At 68.5% G+C, this 17,679-nt stretch carries 20 protein-coding genes; 11 read left to right on the plus strand and 9 right to left on the minus strand.

The window, feature by feature from the left end; genetic code table 11:
* Window positions 1–82 precede the first annotated feature (82 nt).
* Genes ABC728_RS14825 through ABC728_RS14835 form a run of 3 tightly spaced genes read left to right on the plus strand, consistent with a single transcriptional unit; the run spans window position 83 to window position 4,974 of the window.
* A complete protein-coding gene (locus tag ABC728_RS14825; RefSeq protein ID WP_416620855.1) occupies window positions 83–1,084 on the plus strand; it encodes an HlyD family secretion protein in 1,002 nt (333 codons plus the stop codon).
* The gene (rbbA, locus tag ABC728_RS14830; RefSeq protein ID WP_416620856.1) at window positions 1,071–3,848 is read left to right on the plus strand and encodes a ribosome-associated ATPase/putative transporter RbbA; all 2,778 of its coding nucleotides are present in this window, start codon (window positions 1,071–1,073) and stop codon (window positions 3,846–3,848) included. Before ABC728_RS14825 ends, rbbA begins: the two co-directional genes overlap by 14 nt.
* Window position 3,849: 1 nt before the next feature.
* Window positions 3,850–4,974 carry an ABC transporter permease gene (locus ABC728_RS14835; RefSeq protein WP_416620857.1) on the plus strand — a complete coding sequence of 375 codons (1,125 nt, stop codon included), beginning with the start codon at window positions 3,850–3,852 and terminating at the stop codon, window positions 4,972–4,974.
* A 20-nt stretch (window positions 4,975–4,994) separates the two neighbouring features.
* Here the strand turns inward: ABC728_RS14835 and ABC728_RS14840 are convergent, their stop codons facing one another.
* The 3 genes from ABC728_RS14840 to ABC728_RS14850 all read right to left on the minus strand — a co-directional run bounded on the left by ABC728_RS14840 (window position 4,995) and on the right by ABC728_RS14850 (window position 8,983).
* Window positions 4,995–5,486, minus strand: coding sequence for a PilZ domain-containing protein (locus ABC728_RS14840; protein ID WP_416620858.1), 492 nt, complete (start codon window positions 5,484–5,486; stop codon window positions 4,995–4,997).
* A 159-nt stretch (window positions 5,487–5,645) separates the two neighbouring features.
* Window positions 5,646–8,252, minus strand: a complete 2,607-nt coding sequence (locus ABC728_RS14845) for an ABC transporter permease (RefSeq protein WP_416620859.1) — start codon at window positions 8,250–8,252, stop codon at window positions 5,646–5,648.
* The gene (locus tag ABC728_RS14850) at window positions 8,252–8,983 is read right to left on the minus strand and encodes an ABC transporter ATP-binding protein (RefSeq protein WP_416620860.1); all 732 of its coding nucleotides are present in this window, start codon (window positions 8,981–8,983) and stop codon (window positions 8,252–8,254) included. The genes ABC728_RS14845 and ABC728_RS14850 overlap by 1 nt, the downstream gene beginning before the upstream one ends.
* Here ABC728_RS14850 and ABC728_RS14855 point away from each other — a divergent pair.
* The 3 genes from ABC728_RS14855 to ABC728_RS14865 are packed head-to-tail and all read left to right on the plus strand — an operon-like array spanning window position 8,982 to window position 11,635.
* Window positions 8,982–9,698, plus strand: a complete 717-nt coding sequence (locus ABC728_RS14855; RefSeq protein WP_445376587.1) for an arylesterase — start codon at window positions 8,982–8,984, stop codon at window positions 9,696–9,698. The genes ABC728_RS14850 and ABC728_RS14855 overlap by 2 nt on opposite strands.
* Entirely contained in the window at window positions 9,698–10,834 is a 1,137-nt protein-coding gene (locus tag ABC728_RS14860) for an FIST signal transduction protein (protein ID WP_416620862.1), read from the plus strand. Before ABC728_RS14855 ends, ABC728_RS14860 begins: the two co-directional genes overlap by 1 nt.
* A 27-nt stretch (window positions 10,835–10,861) precedes the next feature.
* Window positions 10,862–11,635: an RluA family pseudouridine synthase gene (locus tag ABC728_RS14865; protein WP_416620863.1), complete on the plus strand. Its 774-nt coding sequence runs from the start codon at window positions 10,862–10,864 to the stop codon at window positions 11,633–11,635.
* Here the strand turns inward: ABC728_RS14865 and ABC728_RS14870 are convergent.
* The 5 genes from ABC728_RS14870 to ABC728_RS14890 all read right to left on the minus strand — a co-directional run bounded on the left by ABC728_RS14870 (window position 11,595) and on the right by ABC728_RS14890 (window position 14,930).
* Window positions 11,595–11,912, minus strand: a complete 318-nt coding sequence (locus ABC728_RS14870; RefSeq protein WP_416620864.1) for a putative quinol monooxygenase — start codon at window positions 11,910–11,912, stop codon at window positions 11,595–11,597. The genes ABC728_RS14865 and ABC728_RS14870 overlap by 41 nt on opposite strands.
* 32 nt (window positions 11,913–11,944) lie before the next feature.
* The gene (locus tag ABC728_RS14875) at window positions 11,945–12,430 is read right to left on the minus strand and encodes a hypothetical protein (protein ID WP_416620865.1); all 486 of its coding nucleotides are present in this window, start codon (window positions 12,428–12,430) and stop codon (window positions 11,945–11,947) included.
* Window positions 12,430–12,930, minus strand: a complete 501-nt coding sequence (locus ABC728_RS14880; RefSeq protein WP_445376588.1) for a hypothetical protein — start codon at window positions 12,928–12,930, stop codon at window positions 12,430–12,432. Before ABC728_RS14880 ends, ABC728_RS14875 begins: the two co-directional genes overlap by 1 nt.
* Window positions 12,918–13,583, minus strand: a complete 666-nt coding sequence (locus ABC728_RS14885) for a DUF2157 domain-containing protein (RefSeq protein ID WP_445376589.1) — start codon at window positions 13,581–13,583, stop codon at window positions 12,918–12,920. Before ABC728_RS14885 ends, ABC728_RS14880 begins: the two co-directional genes overlap by 13 nt.
* Window positions 13,584–13,766: 183 nt before the next feature.
* On the minus strand, window positions 13,767–14,930 hold the full coding sequence (locus ABC728_RS14890; RefSeq protein WP_416620867.1) for an MFS transporter: 1,164 nt from the start codon (window positions 14,928–14,930) through the stop codon (window positions 13,767–13,769).
* Between the two features lie 169 nt (window positions 14,931–15,099).
* Between ABC728_RS14890 and ABC728_RS14895 the strand changes: the two genes are divergently transcribed.
* Window positions 15,100–15,606, plus strand: a complete 507-nt coding sequence (locus tag ABC728_RS14895; RefSeq protein ID WP_416620868.1) for an HPP family protein — start codon at window positions 15,100–15,102, stop codon at window positions 15,604–15,606.
* 45 nt (window positions 15,607–15,651) lie between these two features.
* Here the strand turns inward: ABC728_RS14895 and ABC728_RS14900 are convergent, their stop codons facing one another.
* Window positions 15,652–16,101, minus strand: a complete 450-nt coding sequence (locus tag ABC728_RS14900) for a DUF488 domain-containing protein (RefSeq protein WP_416620869.1) — start codon at window positions 16,099–16,101, stop codon at window positions 15,652–15,654.
* A 166-nt stretch (window positions 16,102–16,267) separates the two neighbouring features.
* Between ABC728_RS14900 and rpmI the strand changes: the two genes are divergently transcribed.
* The 4 genes from rpmI to ABC728_RS14920 all read left to right on the plus strand — a co-directional run bounded on the left by rpmI (window position 16,268) and on the right by ABC728_RS14920 (window position 17,668).
* Window positions 16,268–16,468 carry a 50S ribosomal protein L35 gene (gene rpmI, locus ABC728_RS14905; RefSeq protein ID WP_416620870.1) on the plus strand — a complete coding sequence of 67 codons (201 nt, stop codon included), beginning with the start codon at window positions 16,268–16,270 and terminating at the stop codon, window positions 16,466–16,468.
* Window positions 16,469–16,480: 12 nt separating this feature from the next.
* Window positions 16,481–16,843, plus strand: a complete 363-nt coding sequence (gene rplT, locus ABC728_RS14910) for a 50S ribosomal protein L20 (RefSeq protein WP_416620871.1) — start codon at window positions 16,481–16,483, stop codon at window positions 16,841–16,843.
* A 130-nt stretch (window positions 16,844–16,973) separates the two neighbouring features.
* Window positions 16,974–17,219, plus strand: a complete 246-nt coding sequence (locus ABC728_RS14915) for a FitA-like ribbon-helix-helix domain-containing protein (protein WP_416620872.1) — start codon at window positions 16,974–16,976, stop codon at window positions 17,217–17,219.
* Window positions 17,216–17,668 (plus strand): type II toxin-antitoxin system VapC family toxin, encoded by a 453-nt coding sequence (locus tag ABC728_RS14920; RefSeq protein WP_416620873.1) that lies wholly within the window; start codon window positions 17,216–17,218, stop codon window positions 17,666–17,668. The genes ABC728_RS14915 and ABC728_RS14920 overlap by 4 nt, the downstream gene beginning before the upstream one ends.
* Window positions 17,669–17,679: the final 11 nt, after the last annotated feature.

Raw genomic sequence — 17,679 nt, forward strand, 5'->3', positions numbered from 1 at the left:
CGGCATTGACATGCCGCAATGCCAATGCCGTTTCCACACGGTATGGTGACCGCATCATCGCGGGAAAGGCGGAGTTGAACCCATGCGCGCGCCCCCTCTGTTCGCCCTGGCGGCCATTGCCATCGTCGGTGTCGGCCTTGGCCTTTACTGGTGGAACGCCCAGGCCCGCCAGCTGCCGCCGGGCCTGGCCAGCGCCAATGGCCGTATCGAGGTGGAGCGGATCGACATCGCCACCAAGCTGCCGGGTCGCATGCTGGAAATCGGCGTGCGGGAGGGGCACCATGTGGCGGCCGGCGCCATCGTCGCCCGCATGGACAAGGCCGAGTTGCTGGCCCAGCGCGCGGCGGCGGCGGCATCGGTACGCCGGGCGGAACAGGCCATCCTGCAGGCCGAGGCGCAGGTGAGCGTGCATGAGGCCACGTTCCGGCTGTCGGGCGTGGAACTGAAACGCGGCATGGACCTGGCCCGCACCAACGCCGTGCCGGCCAGCGAGGTGGACCGCCGCCGCGCCCAGAATGACGTGGACCGAGCCACGCTGCAGGCCGCACGCGCCAGCGTGGGCGATGCCCAGGCCGCGCTGGAGGCGGCGAAGGCGCAGTTGCTGCAGGTCGACACCAATCTGGCGGAAACCGATCTGACCAGTCCCGTCGCCGGGCGGATCGAATACCGCCTGGCCCATCCGGGAGAGGTGCTGGCCGCCGGCGGTCGCGTGGCGACGCTGCTGGACCTGTCGGACGTCTATATGACCGTGTTCCTGCCCACGGGGCAGACGGGCCGGGTGGCCCACGGGTCGGACGCGCGCATCGTGCTGGACGCGGCCCCGGACTTTGTCGTCCCCGCCACGGTCAGCTTCGTGGCGGCCGAGGCGCAGTTCACGCCCAAGGCCGTGGAAACGGCCGACGAGCGGGAAAAGCTGATGTACCGGGTGAAACTGTCCATCGACCCCGCCCTGCTGACGACCTATCGCGACTATGTGCGGGCCGGCCTGACGGGTCAGGCCTATGTGCGGCTGGACCCGGCGGTGCCGTGGCCGGACCGGCTGGCCCCGAAACTGCCGGCGGCGCCCAGCGATGCCGGCCGCTGACGCGCCCGCGCCGGAACCGGCCATCCTGCTGGAAGGCGTGCGCCATCTCTATGGCGGCAAGCCCGCCCTGGACGATGTCGGCCTGTCGGTCCCGGCCGGCGCCACCGTCGCCCTGATCGGGCCGGACGGGGTGGGCAAATCCACCCTGCTGGGCCTGATGGCCGGGGTCCGCCGGCTGCAAACGGGCCATGTGCGGGTGCTGGGCGGCGACATGGGGGATGCCGGCCACCGCGAGGCGGTCTCGCCACGCATCGCCTACATGCCCCAGGGGCTGGGCCGCAACCTTTACCCCACCCTGTCCGTGGTGGAGAATATCGATTTCTTCGGCCGGCTGTACGGGCAGTCCGCCACGGAACGGCGGGCGCGGATCGACCGGCTGCTGCACGCCACGGGCCTGGACCCGTTCCCCGACCGGCCGGCGGGCAAGCTGTCGGGCGGCATGAAGCAGAAATTGTCGCTCTGCTGCGCGCTGATCCACGATCCCGACCTGCTGATCCTGGATGAGCCGACGACGGGTGTGGACCCGCTGTCGCGCCGGCAGTTCTGGACCCTGATCGACACGATCCGCGCCGAGCGCCCCGGCATGACCCTGGTGGTGGCCACAGCCTATATGGAGGAGGCCGGGCGGTTCGGCCATCTGGTCGCCATGGATGGCGGCCGCATCCTGGCCGCCGGCACGCAGGCCGAGGTGCTGGCGGCGGCCGGTGCGGCGACCCCCGAACAGGCCTATGCCGCCCTTCAGGCGGGGGATACCGGCAGGGGCGCCCCAATGGTCATGCCGGCCTTCGTGGAGCGCGACGGCCCCGATGCCATCGTGGCAGACGGGCTGACCCGCCGGTTCGGCGATTTCACGGCCGTGGATGATGTCAGCTTCCGCATCCGCCGTGGGGAGATATTCGGCTTCCTGGGGTCCAACGGCTGCGGCAAGACCACCACCATGAAGATGCTGACCGGCCTGCTGCCGGCCACATCGGGCACGGCCACCCTGCTGGGCCGGCCGGTGGGGCGGGCCGACATGGCCACCCGGCTGCGCGTCGGCTACATGTCGCAGGGCTTCTCGCTTTACGAGGAACTGACGGTCCGCGCCAACCTGCTGCTGCATGCCCGCCTCTACCGCATCCCGGCGGCGGAGGTGGAGGAGCGGACCCGGCGATCCCTGGCCGATTTCGGGCTGGTAGAGGTGGCCGAGGCGCTGCCATCGGCCCTGCCGCTGGGTATCCGCCAGCGCCTGCAGCTTGCCGCCGCCTGCCTGCACAAGCCGGAAATGCTGATCCTGGATGAGCCGACATCGGGGGTGGACCCCGGCGCGCGCGACCTTTTCTGGCGCCATCTGGCCGATCTGTCGCGCCGCGACGGTGTGACCATCTTCGTGTCCACCCATTTCATGAATGAGGCGGAGCGCTGCGACCGCATCTCCCTGATGCATGCCGGCAAGGTGCTGGCCGTGGGCCGGCCGGACGATCTGCGCCGGGAACGCGGGGCCGACACGCTGGAGGACGCCTTCATCGATGTGCTGAAACAGGCCAGCGGCCTGACGGAGGATGCGGCACCCGCCACACCCGCCCCCCGGGCCGGAAACGGGGAAGCGGGCGCGGGAGAGATCACGGGAGCGGGGCCGGCGCACCGCACCGGCCTGCGCACCTCCCTGGGCCGCATCTGGGCCTTCGCCCGGCGGGAGATGGTGGAGGTGCTGCGCGACCCCGTGCGCCTGACCTTTGCCCTGCTGGGGCCGCTGGTCCTGCTGCTGACCTTCGGCTATGGCATCACCTTCGATGTGGAGGAACTGCCCTTCGCCGTGCATGACCGCGACCAGACGCTGGAAAGCCGGCAATTGGTGGAGAACCTGACGGGCTCGCGCTATTTCACCGAACGTCCCCCCGTCCATACGGAAGCGGAGATCGAGCGGCGCCTGAAATCGGGCGAATTGCGGCTGGTCCTGTCCATCCCGCCATCCTTCGGGCGCGATCTTCTGCAGGGGCGGCAGCCGGAACTGGCCGTCTATCTGGACGGGGCCATGCCGTTCCGGGCCGAAACGGCCAAGGGCTATGTCCAGGGCATCGCGCTGGCCTATGTCCAGGACCTGACGCGGCGGTCGCGGGCGGCGGAAACGGTTACCCCCACGGTCGATGTGGAGCCGCGCTTCCGCTACAATCAGCAATTCCGCAGCGCGCCGGCCATTCTGCCCGGTGTCATCATGGTGCTGCTGATCATGATCCCGCCCATGCTGACGGCCATCGGCGTCGTGCGGGAGCGGGAAATCGGCTCCATCGCCAATCTCTACGCCTCGCCGGCCAGCGTGGGGGAATTCCTGCTGGGCAAGCAGGCGCCCTATGTGCTGGTCGGCTTCATCAGCTTCCTGATCATGACAACCGTAGCCTGGCTGCTGTTCGGCGTGCCGGTCAAGGGGTCGCTGGCGGCGCTGTGTCTGGGCGCGCTGCTTTATGTCTTCGCGGGCACGGGCCTGGGCCTTCTGGTTTCCACCTTCGTGAAGACGCAGGTCGCCGCCATCGTGGTGACGGCCATCGTCTGCACCGTGCCGGCAATCAACTTCTCCGGCTTCTTCTATCCCGCCGCCTCGCTGGAAGGCGGGGCCCGCCTGTTCGGCCTGTCCTTCCCCGCCCTGTGGTTCCAGACCATCAGCCTGGGCAGCTTCGCCAAGGCCCGCGCCTTTTCCGCCTTCCACCTGGAATTCATCATGCTGGCCCTGTTCGCCCTGGGCTTCATGGCGGCGGCCTGCGCGCTTCTGCGCAAGCAGGAGGTGTAGGATGCGGCACTGGCTGGCCAATGTCTGGTATCTGGGCCGCAAGGAACTGTCGAGCCTGCTGGCCGACAAGGTGCTGCTGGCCCTGATCCTGTACAGTTTCACCCTGTCGGTCCACACGGTCGCCACGGGTGTGAAGACCGATGTGGACAAGGCGCGGGTGGCCATCGTGGATAATGACCGGTCGGCCTTGTCCCACCGTATCGGCGATGCGCTGCTGCCGCCCTATTTCCGCCCGCCCGACCGGCTGGACCGGGGGGCGGTGGATGGCGCCATGGACCGGGGCGAATACACCTTCGTGCTGGACCTGCCGCCGGAAATGGAGGCGGACCTGCGCCGCGGCCATTCCCCCACCGTCCAGCTCAATATCGACGCCACGGCCATGACCCAGGCCGGCATCGGCAGCGCCTATATCCAACAGATCATCGCGCAGGAGGTGGCAGGCATGCTGGACCCGCGCGGGGAAAGCCCGGCGCCCGTCACCCTGGTGTCGCGCACCTTCTTCAACCCCAATCTGGAAGGCATGTGGTTCCAGGCCGTGATGGCCGTGATCCAGTATATCACGATCCTGTCCGTGCTGCTGGTCGGGGCCGCCGTGATCCGGGAGCGCGAGCACGGCACCATCGAACATCTGCTGGTCATGCCGCTGGGTGCGTCTGAAATCGCCGCCGCGAAAATCTGGGCCAATGGCCTGGTCATCCTGGTCGCATCCGGCCTGTCCTTGAAATTCGTCGTGGAACTGTGGCTGCAGGTGCCAGTGCAGGGGTCGCTGGCGTTGTTCCTGGCCGGTGTGGCACTCTACCTGTTCGCCACCACATCGCTGGGCATCCTGCTGGCCACGGTCACACGGTCCATGCCGCAATTCTCGCTGATCGCCATTCCCGTCTTCATGGTGCTGAACATGCTGTCCGGCGCCACATCGCCCCTGGAAAGCATGCCGCCATTCATGCAATGGCTGATCCAGGCCTCACCCACCATGCATTTCGTGAAGCTGGCCCAGGCCGTGCTTTACAGGGGGGCGGGGCTGGATCTGGTCTGGCCGCAGATGCTGGTGCTGGCGGCGCTGGGCGGGTTGTTCCTGTCCGCCGCGCTGTCGCAGTTCCGGGCCATGCTGGCACGCAGCCAATAGCAGCAAGGGGTGGGGTTGTATCAGCCGAAGGCCAGCCGGATCTGTCCGGGTTCCAGCCCGACGATGCGGGCGGGCCTGTCCTCCACCCAGCCGCGGACGGAAAAGCTGCCCGTGTCCCCCAGGCTCAACCCCACGGGGCCGACACAGGCGAAACAGGCGCCCGTGCGCGACAGGTTCACGGTCTCCCCCCGCATCACCCGGTCGCCAAGGGAGAGCAGGGCCGGGCTACGCAGGGGCACGCGCGGGAACCGCCGGCGATCGGGGCCCGGCCCAGCCGCCGGGGTGCCGGAAGCGGGCGCGCCATCCCGACCAGCCGGCAGAACCCCACCACCAGCAACCGGCGGCAACCCGCCACCGCGACGGGCCAGCCATTCGGCCATCTCCACCCATCGCTGGCTTTCCTGGGGATCATCGGTGTTCAGGGCGGCCTGCCAGCAGGCCAGCAGCTTGGCGTTCAGGGCCTCGTCGGGTTCGGGGCCATCACCGCCCGTTCCTTGCACCGGTTCCTTCATCGCCGCCCGCATCCGCCGCCCCGTCCGGTTTCCAATGCACCCCCTGGACATGTTCGCTGAAAATATCGGCTGAACATGCCTGCGATCCGTTGCCCACACGTGATAAGGCGCGTGCCGCAAAGGTCAGGGGTATTTTAGACCAGCAACCGGCAGTCCCCGTCAATCGATCCGAAGGACAGGTGCCGCCGGCTGGCCCAGCGCACGCCAGGTTCCAATGAAACCCAAGGTCAGCGTAATCGCGGTGCAGAGAAGGGTGGTCGCGAATACCGCTTGCGGTATGAAAACAAAGTCGAAATCCATCACCTCGCGGATCACGACCCAGGCCACGACGGTGCCCAACATGCCGGCCACGGCCGCCGTGATCAGGCCCAGCAGGCCATATTCCAAAAGGAAGGCCCGCAGCACCGTCGTGCGGGTGGCCCCCAGCACCTTCAGCACCACAGCGTCATAGACGCGGCGGCGATGGCCCGCCGCGACGGCGCCGGCCAGCACCAGCGTGCCCGCCACCAGCGTCACGGCGGCCGTCAGGCGCACGGCCACGCCGATATTGACCATGATGGCCGACACGGTATCCAGTGCATCCTTCACCCGCACCGCACTGATATTGCTGAACCGCACGGCAACGTTGCGCTGCACGGCCGCTTCGGCCGACGGTTCGGCACGCACGGTGGCCAGGAAGGTCTGCGGTGCGCCGTCCAGCACGCCGGGGGAGAAGACCAGCGTGAAATTGATGGTGATCGTGTCCCAGTCCAGGTCGCGCACCACGGCCACCTCGCCATCGATGTCACGGCCCAGCACATTGACGGTGATGACATTGCCCGGCCCGATGCCGAAGCTGTCCGCCACCTCCTTCGACACGGCCAGCCGGGGCGGGCCCTGGTAATCGGCCGGCCACCATTCGCCCGCCAGCACCTTGTCGTTCTCCGGCCGGTCGGCGCGGTAGGTGATGCCGCGGTCGCCGTTCAGAACCCAGGAATATTCGCGGGTCTTCAGCGCCTTTTCCGCTTCCACCCCGTCGATGGCGACGATGCGCGCCCGCAGGTTGGGCACGAGCTGCAGGTCCGACGTGCCGGGAACGGACAGCACCGTCTGGCGGAAATCCTCCACCTGATCGGGCTGGATATCCACGAAGAAGAAGGCGGGCGCGTTGACGGGCAGCCGGTCCTCCACCTCCTTCTGGAAATTGGCCTCGATCAGGGCGATGGCCACCAGTACGGTCAGGCCCAGGCCCAGCGACAGCACGACGGCGCTGGTCGGGTTGCCGGGCCGGTGGATATTGGCCAGGGCCAGACGCAGCACGGGCTGTCGCGGCCGGCCGGCACGCCGCGCCAGGGCCGTCACCCCCAGCCCGGCCAGCCAGAACAGGCCCAGCACGGCCACGGCACCGACGACAAAGGCGATGGCGAAGCCCCGTTCCTGCGCCGTGGCCACGGCCAGCCCGGCCAGTGCCAGCCCGGAAGCGGCGATGCCCAGCAGATAGGCGGCGGCCGGCCGGCCGCTGGCTTTCTGCACCCGTTCGCGGAACAGGGCCACGGCCGGCACCTCCCGCGCATGGCCCAGCGGCCAGAGCGAGAAGGCCAGCGCCGTCAGGAAGCCGAACCCGGCCGCAATGGCCAGGGCGGAGGGATAGACGCCGATGCGCGCCGTGATGGGGAGAAGATCGGCCAGCGCCTTGCCGGCGGCCAGCGGTCCGGCCGCGCCGACGGCCAGCCCGATGGCGATGCCGATGGCAGCCAGCGCCAGGATCTGGATGAGATAGACCTTGAAGATCAGCGACCCGGCGGCCCCCACGCATTTCAGCGTGGCGATCGTATTGGACTTGGTGTCCAGATAGGCCCGCACGGCATTGCCCACGCCGACACCACCCACCAGCAGCGCCGTCAGGCCCACAAGCGTCAGGAACAGGGTCATCCGGTCGATGAAGCGGGAAAGCTGCGGCGCGGCGTTGGTGTAGTCGCGCAGGCGCCACGGGGCGTCGGCCACCGCCGACTTCGCCTGCTCGCGGAATTCCTCGATGGTCAGGCCGGGATTGAGCTTCACCTGATAGGACCAGGTGATCAGGCTGCCGGGCTGCACCAGTTCGGTGGTGGCCAGGGCGGCGTCCGACATCATCAGGCGCGGGCCCAGCGTGAAGCTGCCGGACCCGGCCTTGTCCGGTTCCGCCGCGATCAGGCCGCGCACCTCCAGATGGATGCCGCCGATGCTGACGGGCTGTCCCACCGTCAGCCCCAGCCGCGTGGCCAGCGTATCCTCGATGACGGTGCCGAAACGGCCGTCACGCTCGGCCAGCAGGGTCTGTACATCCACAGCCTGCGGCTGGCCGTCCGGCCCCTGGATGGCGAACGTGCCATAGAGCGGATAGTTCGGCCCGACCGATTTCAGTTCGACCAGCGTGCTGGACCCCTCATCCTCGGGGTCGCGGGCCATGGCGCGCATCTCGGCCGAGGTCATCACCTCGCCGCGCGCGGCCAGAAAGGCGAACTGCTCGGGCGTGGCCTCGCGGTAAAGGATGCGCGCCGCGACGTCGCCGCCCAGGATGGCGCGCCCGTCATTGCGCATCGCATCTTCGATGCCGCTGGAAATGGACTGCACCGTGGCGATGGCGCCCACGCCGATGGCCAGGCAGGCGATGAAGATGCGGAAGCCGGACAGGCCGCCGCGCAATTCACGCCGTGCGATGGTGAAGGCCAGCTTCCATTGTGACAGCCAGCCGCCATTGACGGGGGCGGGCGTGCGGGCCGGGCCCGACAGGGTCGTCGCCGTCATCACCGCCCCGCCGCCGCCTGGATGCGGGCATCGCCGCGGGCATCATCGACGATCAGCCCGTCGACCAGCCGGATGACACGGTCGCATTGCCGTGCCAGTGCCGGATCATGGGTGATCAGCACGATGGTCGTCCCCACCCGGTCGGCCATGGTGAACATCAGTTCGATGATGCGCTTGCCCGTGTCGCCGTCCAGATTGCCCGTCGGCTCGTCGGCCAGCAGCAGGGACGGTTCGGGCGCGAAGGCGCGGGCCAGGGCCACGCGCTGCTGTTCCCCGCCGGAAAGCTGGCCCGGATAATGGGTCAGGCGATGGCCCAGGCCGACAGCCTCCAGCCCCTTGCGGGCACGGTCGAACGCATCGGGCGCACCGGCGAATTCAAGCGGAATGGCCACATTCTCCAGCGCCGTCATGGTCGGGATCAGGTGGAAGGACTGGAAGACGATCCCCACCTCGTCCCGGCGGAAGCGGGCCAGCGCATCCTCGTTCACGCGCGTCAGTTCGTGTCCCTTGACCTTCACGGATCCCGTGGTGGGCGGCTGCAACCCGCCCAGGATCATCATCATGGAGGACTTGCCCGACCCGCTGGGACCGACCACGCCCACCTTCTCCCCGCGCCCGACCTGCAGATCAATCCCTTTCAGGATGTTGACGCTGCCCGCCTCACTCTCCAGCTTAAGATGGATATCGCGCAACTGGACAACGGGATCGGCCGGGACAATGGGCATCGCCATGACGAACTCTTTCAGCAGGGGGGACCTGGACGGATATGGCCCCTGGAGAACGGCTTTCAACCGAATCGGGGCATTGATCCTGCTGCTTTTCTGCCTTGGCACGCCGTCCTTCGCCGTGGCGCAGGTCACAGACGGGCAGAAAAACGGCCCGCTGAAGATCATCGTGCTGGGGGACAGCCTGTCGGCCGGCTACAAGCTGCCGCGCGAGGCGGCGTTCACCAGCCAGCTTGAAACCGCGCTGAAGGCGGAAGGCTATGATGTCGCCGTTCCCAACACGGGCGTGTCGGGGGAAACCACGACGGGCGGCCTGTCGCGGCTGGACTGGCTGCTCGCCGACAAGCCGTCGCTGATGATCGTGGAACTGGGGGCCAATGACGGGCTGCGCGGCATCGACCCGGCCCGCACGCGGGAGAATCTGGACCGTATCCTGATGAGGTTGAAGGAAGCCGGCATCCCCGCGGTGCTGGCCGGCATGATGGCACCCCGCAACCTGGGCCAGGAATATGGCCGGGTGTTCGACGCCATCTATCCCGAACTGGCTGAAAAGCATGATGTTCCGCTTTATCCCTTCTTCCTGGACGGCGTGGCCATGGACCCCAAGCTGAACCAGGAAGACGGGATGCACCCCACGGCCGAGGGGGTGGCCGTGATCGTCACCCGCATCCTGCCCACCATCACGCAGGCGCTGGACCGTATCAAGGCCGGGACGCCGTGATGACCGGCACCGGCATCCCTGCCCCCACACCCGCCTTCGCCAGCGCCACAGGGACCGGGGCGGACTGGTCGGGGGCGGCCAAGGCCTGCCTGGACGCGCTGACCCCGCTGCCCGGCGCCAATTTCGGCATGCTCTACGTCACCGACCATCTGGCGGACCAGTTGGGCAGCATCGCCACCCTGCTGCGGGGGGTGACCGGCATTACCCACTGGGTGGGCACCGTGGGGCTGGGCGTGATCGGCACGGGCGTGGAGCTGTACGACCGGCCCGCCGTCTCCGTCCTGACCGCGCGCCTGCCCGATGACGGCTTCTGCCTGCTGGGGCCGCTGGCAGACGGGCTGGCGCCGCTGGACGCCGTGCAGCCCTGGCTGCGCGACCATGCGCCGCTGCTGATGCTGATGCATGGCGACCCCCGGCATGCGCGCATCGACGGGCTGCTGACCGACGTGGCCGGGCGCACGGGGGGCTTTCTCGTCGGCGGGCTGACGGCATCACGCGGCGAACAGGCCGTGCTGTGCGGGCATGCGGACGGGCCCGGCCTGTCGGGCGTCATGTTCGATGCCGACCTGCCCGTGGCCACCGGCCTGACCCAGGGCTGCACCCCCATCGGGCCGGTGCGCACCATCACCCGCGCCGACGCCCATGTCGTGATGGAGATCGACGGCGAGCCCGCACTGGCGGCGCTGAAGGCCGATATCGGCCCCGAACTGTCGGCAGACCTGCGCCGCGCGGGCGGGCTGATCAAGGCCGGCCTGCCCGTGGCCGGCGATGATCGCGGCGACCGCCTGATGCGCGATCTGACGGCCATCGATCTGGAACGCGGCTGGATCGCCATTGGCGAGACTGTCGCCGATGGCCAGCCCGTCCAGTTCTGCCGCCGCGATGCCGATGCCGCCCATGCCGACATGGTGCGCATGCTGGAGGGGCTGAAGCGCCGGCTGTCCGGGCCGCCGAAGGCCGGCCTCTATGTCACCTGTGTGGCGCGCGGGGCCCGGATGTTCGGGGAGGAAGGAACGGAAACCGCGCTGATCCGCGACCATCTGGGGGATTTTCCGCTGACGGGCTTTTTTGCCGGCGGGGAAATATCCAACGCCCGGCTTTATGGCTATACAGGCGTCCTGACGCTGTTCCTGTAGCTTTTGCGCCCAAGGCCGCCGCCCAAGATGACCCCCGACGATCTCCTGTCCCGCATCCTTTACCGTGACGGGCTGATGCTGGTGCTGGACAAGCCTGCCGGCATCGCCGTGCATGCGGGGCCCGACACGGGCCGGGGCCGCGGGGACAATCTGGAACGGCATTTCGATGCGCTGCGCTTCGGCTTTCCCAGGCCACCGTCGCTGGCCCATCGCCTGGACCGCGACACGTCGGGCTGCCTGATCCTGGGCCGGCATCCCAAGGCGTTGCGCCGGCTGGGCATCCTGTTCCAGGAAGGGCGGGTGGCCAAGACCTATTGGGCCATCGTGCTGGGCCATCCGGCCGACAATACGGGCAAGGTCGATGCCGGGCTGACCAAGATCAGCGATGCCCGGCGGGGCTGGCGCATGGTGGTGGACAAGGAGAACGGCCAGCCTTCCGTCACGCTGTGGCGCGTGCGTGGCCGGGGGGAACTGCCCGGCATCGGCCCCGTCGCCTTCATGGAGCTGAACCCCAAGACGGGCCGGACGCATCAGATCCGCGTGCATATGCAGCATCTGGGGCATCCGCTGCTGGGCGACCCGATCTATCTGCCGGCCGGGGCGGCGGGCCGGGCCGGGGATGCGTTGCACCTGCATTCCCGCGCCGTCACCCTGCCCATCCAGGCGACCAAGCCGCCCGTGACGGTGACGGCCCCCGTGCCACCGCACATGCGCGCCGCCCTGACGGCCTGCGGCTGGGCGGGGGAGGATGCGGTCGCCCTCAACCCGGATCCAGCGGCACCGTCGCCAGACCGACCCTGACCACGGCGTCGCCCTGATCGGCGCGCCACCGGCTCCAGCGCTGAAAATGCGGGCTGTCATGATGGGCCTGCACCGCCGCTTCGTCTGCAAATTCCTCCCACACATGGAAGATGGCGGGGCCGCCGGGCTTCTCCTCCGTCGGGCTGCGGGCCGCGTGGAACTGCACGCAGCCCGGTTCCTGCCGGCTGTGGCGCATGTTGTCACCGAAATGCCGCAGGAAATCCGCCAGATGGGTGGGGGCCACCTCCACCCGGATCAACTTGCCCTGTCGCGCCATGTCACTGTTCCCCTTGTGATTTTATACTGTCTTCAATCCGTCACAGGCCGGCCATCGACCCGGATATCCTCCAGCGCGATGCCGCCGCGGCCATCGAACCGCACACCGATATCCACCGCGACCCCATCATCACGCAGCAACTGTTCCAGCCGCAGGGCGCGGGCCTGTGGCTGGTACAGCCGCAATTCACGCCCCGGATCGGCCAGCGGCGTGGGGCAGGCGGCCAGGTCCGCCGGCCGGCAGGATGGCAGGGGCGTGAAACCCGGACGGCCGGGATCGGCCGGGCGGGCGGTCACACAGACGCAATCCGCCGGCCCGTGCCGGCCGGGCACCAGCCCGTCAATATCCAGCCGGGCCAACAGGTAATGGCCCCGCAGCAAATCGCGCGGATCATAGCCCAGCAGGCGGATGCGCATGACGGGATCGCCGGCCCGCAACACGGGAATGGACAGGGCCCAGCCGGCCAGAACCAGCGTGGGGACCAGCAGCAGGACGGCACGCAGCCAGGACGCCTTCATCACATCCCCTCCTTCGCGGACCGGCGGGCCGTGCCCCATTCCATGACGCGCCGGGCGGCCAGCGCCAGCCCCAGCAGCAGCAGGCCCGCCAGCACCAGCCCGAAGCCGGTGGCCAGCAGGCCGCCCGTGGCATCCAGATAGGCGACGAAGACACGGATGGCGATCAGCGCCACGGCCAGGCGGAACCAGCCCGTCCTTTCCGCCAGCAGGGCCAGGCGCGCCAGAATGATCCAGTAGAGGCAGAACAGCACACCGGTGACGATGGCGGCCCAGGTGCCGTCGAGCAGAAAGGGCAGCACGGCCAGCGGCGGCGACAAGGCCAGCATCAGGCCGAAACCGGCCCGCGCGCCGCGCCGGTCGGCCGGCACCAGCAGATGCGCCACGCCCAGGGCCAGCAGCCCGACGCCGCCGCCGATGGCGGCATCGGTCATGGTGGCCCCGTCGGGCGTGCCGTCGAACAGCGGGCGCAGGATCAGCAGCAGCACCGTCAGGCAGGCCACGACACTGCCGGCCGCCACAAGGCCCAGATGGCGGGCCCAGACGGGCGGCAGCGGGGGGCAGCCGCCCGCGCCGCATAGACCAGTGCCAGGAACAGCATGACGGCCGTGGCCGACAGGCGATGTTCGTGCAGCCAGCGCCAATGGTCGCCCAGCAGCAGCCCCATCCACGTGAACAGCCCGGCCGCCCAGACCCAGCGGTTCAAGCCGTCGCGGGCGCAAAGGAAGGTGAAGGGCGTGGCCAGCAGCAGCCAGCCGCCCATCAGGCCGGCGGCACTGCCCTGCAACTGGAAGCTCTGCCCGACATGGGCGATCAGCGCCAGGGTGGACAGGGACAGGACCAGCACCCCGCCTTCGACCCGCATGTCGGACCCGCCCCGCCCCGCCCAGGACCAGACCACCAGCCCCAGGGCCAGGTTGGCCAGGACATGGACGGCCAGGCGCGGGACGATAGGGATGGCATCCCAATTGGCCGCGACGATGGCGATGATGCCGACCGCCACCGTGAAGGCGCCCAGCACACCCAGGGCCATGGCCAGACGCGGCCGGCCGCGGGCGGCTTCAAACGCGGCAATGCGCCCGGCCTGATCGGCATCGATCAGGCCCGCCTGCCGCCAGTCCGCCAACCGTCCCGCCAATCCCATGCTCCAGGCCATGCGCCCGCCACTCCGATCCTTCGGTCTGCCGCCGCGCAGCCCGTGCGGTCTGCCGCCGCGCGACCCGTGCCGCGTGAAACCCACGCCGCGGATGCGGCGCCGGCGCTTTCCAGCGTATTTCCGCTGACCGGAAACATTGCTCTCGCCCGCCAGCGTGGGCCAAAGCCACGGCAGGCACAAGCCTCACGCCTTCAGCCGCGGCAGTGTCAGCAGGCAGACCATTCCAAGCACCTGCATCAACAACACGGCAGCAGCCAGAACGGGCAGGCCCATCATGATGAAAGGCGCCAGCAGCGCCGTGCCGCCCGACGCCATGCCCGTGATGAACAGGATGACCAGCGCCGAGGCCCGGTCATCATCGCCGCGCCCGGCCATGATGGCGCGCAGGAAGCCCGGCGGGCCACGCAGGCCCAGGCCGATATTCAGGGGCGCGATCAGCAGGGGCAGCATCCAGACTTCCGCCAGGCCGGCCAACGCCGCGCCCAGCAGCAACAGCGACGAGAACAGCGCCAGCGCCGTGCCGATGCTGATCATCCGTTCGATCCCCCAGCGGCGCGCCAGCCCGCCCGCCAGATTGGCGGTGACGGCGAACAGGGTGACGCCAATGGCCTGCATGATGATGAAGTCCCGCATCTCCCCACCCATGGTGGCCGTGATGGTGAGGGGGGCGCCGAACACGAAGATCAGCAACCCGCCCAGCACGCAGGATTGCGACAGGGCATAGCGCAGGAACACGGGATCGGTCAGCAGGCGCCGGTAGCTGCCATCCGGCCGGGCCTCCGCACCGCCGGCCGGCAGCACGCGGAAACCGGCCAGCAGGCAGGCCAGCACGAAGACGGCCAGCACGGCCGTCACCAGGAACGGCGCCTGCCATCCGCCCCAGACCAGCAGGGCAGCACCGGCGATGGGGGCGGCACCCGGCACGATGGCCTCGATACTGCCCAGCGCCGCCAGCGCCCGCATGGCCCCGATCTCGTCGAACAGGCGGCGGATGATGCCGGGGGCGAAGACGGCCGGGGCCGATGCCACCACCCCCTGGACAAAGCGGATGGCCACCAGCATCCATATGTCCTGCCGCCAGGTCGCCGCCGCCGACAGCAATGCGGTGCCCGCCAGCGACAGCACCAGCAGCCAGCGCCGGTCGAAGCGCTGGCTGAGCATGGCAAACAGCGGCAGGCCCAGCACCGTCCCGCCGATATAGGCGGCGATGACAAGCTGGGCCGGGGCCGGGCCGGCACCCGGCCATTGGGCGATGGCGGGCACGGCCGGCAGGATCAGGTCGATGCCGGCCATGCCCAGCAACGTGCCCATCACCAGAAGGCCGCAGATCACTACCCGCATCATCATCACCACTCCTGCACCGGCCCAAACAAATCCGACTATGCATGTATTCCGAAATCGATGGAAATTTGTCGCAAGCCATGCATCGGCGTCAACCGGGCACCATCGCAGAGGCTGATTGCAAAATGCGCAGCCAGCGGCAAGAAAAACCGGCATCCAACGCACAGGATTCCCCATGCCCCGCCATCTGCTGACCCGTCACGAACAGCCCCACCCCCGCCTGGCCGCCCATCTGAAGGCCGGCCTGGGTGCTGCCCTGGCCATCGCGGCGGCCGGCTGGCTGGCGGGGGTCACGCATCTGCCCCTGCTGCTGGCGCCGTTCGGGGCCAGCGCCGTCCTGCTGTTCGCGCAGGGCACCAGCCCCCTGGCCCAGCCCGTCAATGTGGTGGGCGGCTATCTGCTGGCCGGGCTGGTGACGCTGGCGCTGCATCTGCTGCTGCCTGCGGACTGGTGGGCCGTGGGGCTGGCGGTGGGCCTGTCCATCACCGCCATGTCGCTGCTGCGCCTGACGCATCCGCCGGCCGGTGCCATGCCCGTCGTGGTGGCGGGATCGGCCATGCCGGCACTGGAACTGCTGGCCATCGCCATGGCCGGGTCGCTGGCCATGACGCTGTACGCCATGCTGCATCACCGGCTGCCGCCGCGCCTGGATTATCCCCGCCGGCCGGCGCCGGCACAGTAGGCCCCGCCAACCGGCGCCGGCGCAGTGGAAAAGGCGGCGGCGGGATCAGAATCCGGGGTCGGGCCGCAGGTGGACGACATCCAGCCCGTGGGCGGCCACCAGCCGGTCGGCCACGGCCAGCCGGTGACAATGGGTGTGATCCGCCTCGAAGCACAGCAGGCAGGCCGGCTGTTCCAGGGCCAGACTGCCGGCCAGCGCCAGTTCATACTGCGCCTCTCCGCGGGCCAGCCCGTCCTCCACAATCGACCAGAATGCCGCCATCCGCCCGGCCCGGTTGGCGATCCGCCCCTCCTTCGGCGTGCCCAGCTTCTTCAGGTGCAGATAGCCGATCCCCTCCGCCTCCAGCCCGGCACGCAAGGGGGACTTGGAAAAGCCGGCCCGACGGGAGGATGGCAGTTCGCGCACGTCCAGCAGAAGCCGGACCCCGGCCGCCTTCAGCGCCGCGATGACCGCGCCCTGCGATGCACCCTCGTACCCGATGGTGAACAATGTCATGTCCTGGTCTCCTGCCGGGCGGCCATGCCGGCGTTGCGTGCCTGGCGCCCTTGTTCAGCCTTGTCATTCCGGGGCCGGTCCACTATACACACCCGCTCTATCGAACGGCGAGGCCGGGCGAGATGCCCGGGGCATGCCCGCCGTTCATATGTTAGAAGGACCGAAAATGCCCAAGTTGAAAAACCACTCCGGCTCGAAGAAGCGGTTCAAGTTTACCGCGTCGGGCAAGGTCAAGGCCCAGGCCGCCGGCAAGCGCCACGGCATGAGCAAGCGTCCGAACAAGATGAAGCGCAACGCGCGCGGCACCTTCGTCATGTTCAAGGCGGATGGCGAGAAGATCGCCGAAAACTTCCTGCGGGTTAAGTGAGGAGGCTGACCAATGGCACGCGTTAAGCGGGGCGTCACCACCCACGCCCGTCACAAGAAGATCCTGAAGCTGGCCAAGGGCTATCGCGGCCGCGGTTCCACGTGCTATCGCGTTGCGATCGAGAAGGTCGAGAAGGCGCTTCGTTACGCCTATCGCGACCGTCGCAACAAGAAGCGCGATTTCCGCGGTCTGTGGATTCAGCGTATCAACGCCGGTGCGCGCCTGCACGGGCTGAAGTACAGCACCCTGATCCACGGCCTGAAGCGCGCCGGCATCGAGCTGGACCGCAAGGTCCTGTCCGATCTGGCCGCCCGCGAGCCGGAGAGCTTTAAGAGCCTGTGCGATCAGGCCCAGGCTGCTCTCAAGGCCGCCTGATTTCCGGTAACGGATTTCAGAACGGTTGCAAGTTGAAAGGGGGAGCAGGCCCGGCGGGCCCGCTCCCCCTTTTGCTTGTGCGTCTGCCATCTGTGCTATCATCGGGACCGCACCGGGACCGGAGGACGCCATGGGTTCGCTCACCATCCGCAATCTTGACGACAGCCTGCTGCAGGGCCTGCGCGACCGCGCAATGCGTTCCGGTCGCACCATTGAGGAAGAGGCGGCTGCCGTGCTTGCGGCACAGGTCGGCAGCGGTGGCCAGTCACCAGATTTGATCGCCCGTCTCGCCTCTCTGCGTGCCGCCACGCATGGCATGTGCCGCACCCCCTCGGAAGTGCTGCTTCGGGAAGACCGCGATGGCGAGCATCGATGAAATACGAGCTGGACGCTTCCGTTGCCATCAAACTGGCCATTGCGGAGCCGGATTCTCATCTGGCCGAACCCTTGCTGCGTGCAGAACTTCATGCACCCGATCTCTTGTATGCCGAGGTGGCCAACATCCTGTGGAAGAAGCTGGCCCGTGAGGAACTGACAGACGCCATTGCCGCTCAAGCACTTGATGTCATTGGCCAATTGAGAGTGTCCATCACACCGTCGAAGGTACTTCTGACGGATGCGGCATGGCTGGCCCGGACGGCGGGGCATCCCGCTTACGACATGTTCTATGTCGCCCTGGCACAGGAACTTTCGGCACCGTTGATCACCGCGGATCGGCGGCTCTCAGAAAAGGTCAGGCAGATCACTCCCCGCCCGCCCTGGGCCAGCCTCGTCACGTCACTCACCGAATTCCAACCGGGCGCTTCCGCCCCCTCCCCTGCCTGATCCAACCAGGA

The sequence above is a fragment of the Niveispirillum fermenti genome, assembly GCF_052474395.1.